At 51.8% G+C, this 5,967-nt stretch carries 3 protein-coding genes and 1 pseudogene; all 4 read left to right on the top strand.

Annotation, left to right across the window (positions count from 1 at the left end):
* The first annotated feature begins 105 nt into the window (after window positions 1–105).
* On the top strand, window positions 106–1,113 hold the full coding sequence (locus tag IV91_RS0105465; protein WP_160171524.1) for a hypothetical protein: 1,008 nt from the start codon (window positions 106–108) through the stop codon (window positions 1,111–1,113).
* A gap of 117 nt (window positions 1,114–1,230) precedes the next feature.
* Complete coding sequence (locus tag IV91_RS0105460) at window positions 1,231–1,443, top strand: DUF6447 family protein (protein WP_031596670.1); 213 nt, start codon at window positions 1,231–1,233, stop codon at window positions 1,441–1,443.
* 680 nt (window positions 1,444–2,123) lie between these two features.
* Window positions 2,124–4,562: a hypothetical protein gene (locus IV91_RS0105455; protein ID WP_150112397.1), complete on the top strand. Its 2,439-nt coding sequence runs from the start codon at window positions 2,124–2,126 to the stop codon at window positions 4,560–4,562.
* Window positions 4,559–5,967 (top strand): annotated as a pseudogene (locus IV91_RS0105450) (hypothetical protein); the annotation flags it as partial. The gene IV91_RS0105455 and the pseudogene IV91_RS0105450, both read left to right, overlap by 4 nt.

Raw genomic sequence — 5,967 nt, 5'->3', positions numbered from 1 at the left:
CTGAAGGGCCGCATCGAAAAAGGGATTGCCGAATGGAACGAACACCCGGTTGTCTTCCGGTGGAGTAACTTCGATCTGGGCTTGGAATGATATGTAAGTTGTTTGATGTTATGTTGTACTAGTGCGCCGATCACCGACATCTTTTCTTCAGGAACAGGAGCAGCAGGATCAGGAACAGGAGCAGCAACAGCATCATATGCAATGACCGGCCTATCAGTTGGGCATTCTTATACGGTCGACGGTGTAACGATTACTGCTGAGACGACGCTGACGGCTACGCAAGTTGCTGCGGATTTGGCAGGAGGTCTGACTACGAACGCTGATAATTACGTTATTTCGGGATCTTACGCACTTCCGACTGGCTGGACGACTGTTGCCGCTAGCGCTGCATCGGGTACGCTGACTCTGACAAGCGCGACCATTGACGGGAGTGGCGCTACCAATCCAGGTGCCACCACCAATGCGGCATCGACTGCGACCGGTGCTACAGCGGGGGTGACGGTTGCTGCTGGAACGGACAATGCCCACATCAACCTGAACCTGACGGGGGCTGCAACTGGAGCAACCGACAGTATCACCGTCGGAAATGGCAACAACTACATCGTTGACGGAAGTACTGCAGGTACGGTGAATGTGACAGTAGGTACAGGTTCCAACCTGATCGCCCTGGGTGGACCAAACACCGATACCACTGGTGTTTACAACGTGACCTTGGGTACACATACTGCTACTACCGGAATTGATTCAATTTCGATTGGTAGCCAGATTGTTTCAGCTTCAACTTGGGTGCCGACAGCAGCAAATCTGGTTGTTACAGGTGCGGTTACCGGTGATGCGATTACCTTTGCAAACGATGTGGCAAACTCATTGACCGTTGCTACAACTGCAACAACCGCAGGAAGCACAGTGGCTGCCACGGTTGCTGCGTTGGTTACTGCGGCTGATGCGACAGTACATCAAGTGAATTACTCTGTGTTCGGGGGTAATACCTATGTTGCGGAGTCAGGGGTAGCAGGAACACCTATTGCAGCAAATTCTCAACTTACGGTGATTGAACTGGTCGGATCACACACCTTTACTGGTGCAGCACATGGCGTTGTCCACATAGCCTAATCTCCCTAAAAAGAGATGCCCACAACTCACCGTGGATTGAAGTAAACTCTAAGCCCCACTGCTCAAAAGGCGGTGGGGTTTTTTTCGACTTATAGCAGTCAAGACTGAGAGTTCAATATGGCAAAGATTACGATAGACAATACCGAATATGAATTCGATTCACTTTCAGATGAAGCCAAGGCACAATTATCCAGTCTGCAATTTGTGGGTACGGAAATGGAGCGATTGAAAGCGCAGATAGCGGTATTTCAGACAGCAAGGATGGCATATAGCAGGGCGTTGAAGGAAGCGTTGCCGACCATTCAGGGGGAAACGATTCAGTTTAATTGAGTGAAGTGGTAGGTACGCGGTCACTGAGCGGCGTTGTATTCAGGGAGGAATTGGTTGAAGGGAAGATTGTGGGATACTGACCAAGCGTCATGTGGTGTATCAGGCAGCCAAGGAAAAGAACCCACAACGCTGGTCAGGGGCTATCCGTAACTGGGAGCCTGTAGGGGTTGTCCAACTGAACCCGGAACGACCAGTTCGGTTGGCAGCTTAAGATGGTTGAGGCGACAGAATCCCTGAATGACGCCGATTGACCAGATACTTGGTCATGAAGAAAGCCAGATGATAACTTATAATCAATGGTCTCCACCACGCCAACACTGTGTTAACGTTGTAGAATTTTCCAATGACATGAGGCTGCGCAAGCCGCCAAACAATTCGATTTTGGAATCACAGTTTTAACAAAGGGGGAATCCAACTTGACACAACCATCGCTTGACACGAGTCGTCTCAATGTACTGATTCAACTCGGCCAAGGGGACAGCGCCCAACCTCTACCGTCCTGTGAGTTAGTTCAGCTTCGGCACTTTCAATCGCTCCGTAAGCAGATTAAAAACCACCTTGACTCCCCTCTGCTAACAGCTGGATCGTCCAATCAGCGCGAGTACCCATACGGCAGCGGTTGGACTCAGTTTATTGACGGTTCCCGCGGTGCAGGTAAGTCGACCTTCTTGAGTTCAGTCATGCTTGTTCTTAAAGCTGACAGTGAACTCGGCGGACGAATGGCGTTCTTCAGTGTGATTGATCCAAGTCGGATTGAACGTAGCGAAATGCCGTTGCTTCTCATCCTACAGGCACTTCGTATGCAAGTCGATTCAAAACTCAAGACGAATTGCCATCTAGAAGATGACTCACTCTGTGAGGAATGGCGCCAAGCATTCCGCAGGGTCGCTGGCGGATTAAGTATTTTCGAAAAAGACTACCACCCACTCAACGATCTAGATCCAGAACTTTTCCTTGACTGGGGTTTGGAGCGCACGAGTGACAGTGTAAGACTGAGAGTGGGATTACATCGCCTCTTTGAATTGGCTTGCCGCATCCTTGGGGTACAAGTACTCCTTCTGGGTTTCGACGATGCAGACACGGACTCCACGTTTGCCGTCCCTCTGTTGGAATGCATCCGGAAGTACTTGGACACCCCGCGCGTGATGGTTCTGGTGACGGGAGACTTAGAACTCTACTCGCTACTCGTGCGGCAACACTTCGCCAAGACGGTTGCCGGTAAGCCCGAGGCGGCCCTTGATCTTCAGCGGAGTTCAAAAAACGGGGACCGGTCAGCACAATACCTGCGCATGATCGATCACTTGGAAGAGCAGTACCTGCTCAAACTTTTCCCAATCCGCCGACGCATGCAATTGCAGCCTCTGTGGAGCGTCATTCAGCGTGATGAATGCCAGGTGGCTCATCCCGATTGGGGCGTAAATCCCTTTTCCGTGAAGGAGGTGGTCGATACGATCGTAAAGCGAGGCCTGCGTATCAAGACAAAATCTGATGTGGCCCTGTATACCGAGTTTCTGCTCAAGCAGCCCCTGCGTACCGTGTTGCAAGTCATAGAGCGTTGCGCGGCTCACCTTGTTGGTGCTTTATCGCCCACAAACTCGAGTGATGAGGATTGGTCACGCGAGCTGACCCGCGAATTCAGTCGCGCTCTGCAGGCGCTTGCACTGACCGGTCTCTACAAGCTTTCGGTGGATACTGACGCCATTGCCGCTATGGAGTTGCCGGCTTTGATTCAAGCGGTTTTTGACCTGTCGCTACAAGACGGCGACATTGATACGGCGCCTTATCTGCGCCCTATGTCAGCGAATCAGGACATAAAAGCTTGTTTTGCTGCCCTAGCAGGAGAGGTGCCGAATTTCTGCGCACAGAAGCCGGGAACGGCTCTTCGATATCTTATGCGTGGCCCCGGCAGCGTCTCGCTCTACTCATTGGCACAGCCTCACCTAGATACAAACGCCTTATCCCGCTCACAGGATTCGGTTGCGCGGTTCACGTCCTATATGGGCGTTGGCCGCAGGGAAGACAGCCTCGACTGGGCTCGGCGCGCTACCGCCGTGATAGCTCAGCCTTTCACTGGTAACTCTGCACGCCGAGTTGTGGCGCCAGGCATTGTAGGATTGCGGAGGAGTACGAAAGACCGACCCAAGCAGGAATTGACAGCTAGCACCGTCGTACAAAAAGCGATAAAATTGCCGCATGGGGCTTTGCCCGTATTTGCGCTAGGTATGGTCCACGTTGTAAGTGAGACAAGCCCACGAACCTATGGATCCATCTACTCAATCCTTGGTCTTGTTGAAAAGCTACTTTCTCAGGCATCCAAGGATAACGAGATGGCACGCACGGCATTTGACCGTGTGTATCCTCCTTTGACTGTATCGGCTCCAAGTTGGTCACTTAAAGGCGGTGCCGAGATTGAGGTTGATGAGCCGGACGACGAAAATGGTGAATCACAGCTCAAGTCCAAGCGAGATGCCCTTTGGACGAAAGTTGATGAATGGCTAAAGAGTGTGGAAAGTCTGTCCAAACAAACTTTCCCCTCTGGAATTTTTCTGGGGAAGGTCTGGACTAGAATCTACTTCAGCCTGCATAACGCTGCTCAAGAGTTAAAGACCGCTAAGTTCGCCACGCTGATGGAGATTTTCGCGGTCTGCGTCCTTAATGCGTTCTTGGTTGAGGAAGCGGAACACCACATGCCAAGTGCCTTCGATGTATCTACAGATGCTGTACGAGTCGACAGAAACAACCCTCGAAATTCAGCCGCTTTCTTTGTTGAGAAGCTCGAAAAGTTGAAGCCAGAAAGAAGCATCTTTCCGTTTAGTTCCATCATGGCGACATGCCCCATACTTCTCGGGCTGTTGGACCAGCGTAAAGGTTACGCCAAAATACTAAAGTCATTGTTCCCAGATGACTTTAGAGAGAATCAGATTGAGGCGCTACTTTGCCCATCGGAGATATTTGATATCGTGGAAAACATCTCTGTGGCGGGTGGAAAAGTCGAAACAGGGACAGAAAGCACTGAAACAGAAAATGCTAAGGGTACACAGCAGAAGAAAAATGACCCTCGTACAAAACCGAAGGCCGATACAGGTACAGATGGTGCTGGACAAAGTAACGGATCATGAGTGCCCAAGCCGCCTCTATCGGCTCGCTCCTCTCCACTCTGTTGTTGTCTGACCACCGTATTCTGCGCCTGTCGTGGACAACACCCTTTGCGCAGGAATTGGGTTGGGATAATTTGCGGGAGCCAGCCTATCTCGCCTACCAGCCATGGGCCGCACGCTTCCCGGATCATGTGTTTGATTCGGCATGGCGTTTTTTAGTTGTGCGACAAAAATCGAACCACTGCGTTCTCCTCAGTGCGCTTCAAGCACTGATTGACGAGTGCTTGGAGCTACGGCACGGCAAGGTTCGCGTCCAAAGCAAGAACTTGGGAGCATGGCAGCAGGGGGTAGTCAGTCGCCTCTCTTCGGCTCCGATTTTGGCTTTGGCAGACGTGGTCTTTGGCGTTGGGCGGCATGCTTCAGACCACTCCTCTCCAAGGGGGCTTGACTCGCACGATCATTCAGACGCACCGTGGAGACGGCAAGTCATGCCTCTGCTCCATAGCGAAGAAGCATCGGTAGTTGATTACGTCGAGCGTGAAGGCTTGCACGAAACCCATCTGCACCTGAATGGCAGTACGCATGCTGAGATTTGCTGGTTGCGTGCGATCCGCGACTCGCGGGCAGAAACCCGCGACTTTGTTGCTGCTTGGACCCTTAACAACAACTCTGATCGGGTCCGCGAACTGGTGGGGCAGGTGAATCCTGATTTAACTGCACAGGTTTTTCACCAGCACCTGCGAGTCGCCAGCCGACTTCGTGCTTGGCTCGCCGCCGCTGCAGAGGACAGAATCGCATCTGACACGCAACTGCCTCGGTGCTGTCAAAGCTTGGCTAACGTGGCCGACGATAAGTGGTCTATCGGACTGAAACTCCCGATTTCGTCGTGGCGCCATGTCTCTGATGTCGCAGATGAACTCACTTGGATGGCAAGTTTACTTGCCCGGCTCCGACTACGTCCCAGTGTCCAGTTGTCCCGGATGTTTCATTCCTATTTGCTTCTGCTGAACGAGTATTACCGTCTGCTTGTACAGAGTGAGGAGCAATATGGCTTTGATCAGTTCCAGAAGTTTACTCTGACTGAACTTCGCGAGCCCGCCGAAAAGGACTACCGATCACGCTTTCATGCGATGCACGGGGATCGATCTACAAGGAGTACGGTCGGGTACCTGGAAGGGCGTTTCGCTCCCAAGGACAACTTGTTGAAAGCCTGTCGGCTTTTTCAAGTTATCTTGGGAGGCTACCTGAATTATTTGCGCGACGCCGGTGCCGTAAGCAATTTTTCTAGCAGAAGTCCTCGCTCGCTCTCGGCGTTGTTGAACGAGCTTGCCAGTTGTTTTGAACGGCCGACTGTCCCGCACCGCAGCATTCATCGTTTAACACTTGTCGCGCATTTCATCAAACAAGATTGGCCTCCAAAAAAAAA

Origin of the sequence: Ferrovum myxofaciens, from assembly GCF_000735045.1 — a bacterium.
Lineage (GTDB): Bacteria > Pseudomonadota > Gammaproteobacteria > Burkholderiales > Ferrovaceae > Ferrovum > Ferrovum myxofaciens.
The sequence above is the reverse complement of the archived record's forward strand: the minus strand, read 5'-3'. Positions and strand labels throughout refer to the sequence as shown.

What these genes read in the sequence shown, in the direction of transcription:
- IV91_RS0105465 (WP_160171524.1), top strand. Translation starts at nt 106, where the DNA reads ATGTTATGTTGTACTAGTGCGCCGATCACCGACATCTTTTCTTCAGGA.
- IV91_RS0105460 (WP_031596670.1), top strand. Translation starts at nt 1,231, where the DNA reads ATGGCAAAGATTACGATAGACAATACCGAATATGAATTCGATTCACTT.
- IV91_RS0105455 (WP_150112397.1), top strand. Translation starts at nt 2,124, where the DNA reads ATGCTTGTTCTTAAAGCTGACAGTGAACTCGGCGGACGAATGGCGTTC.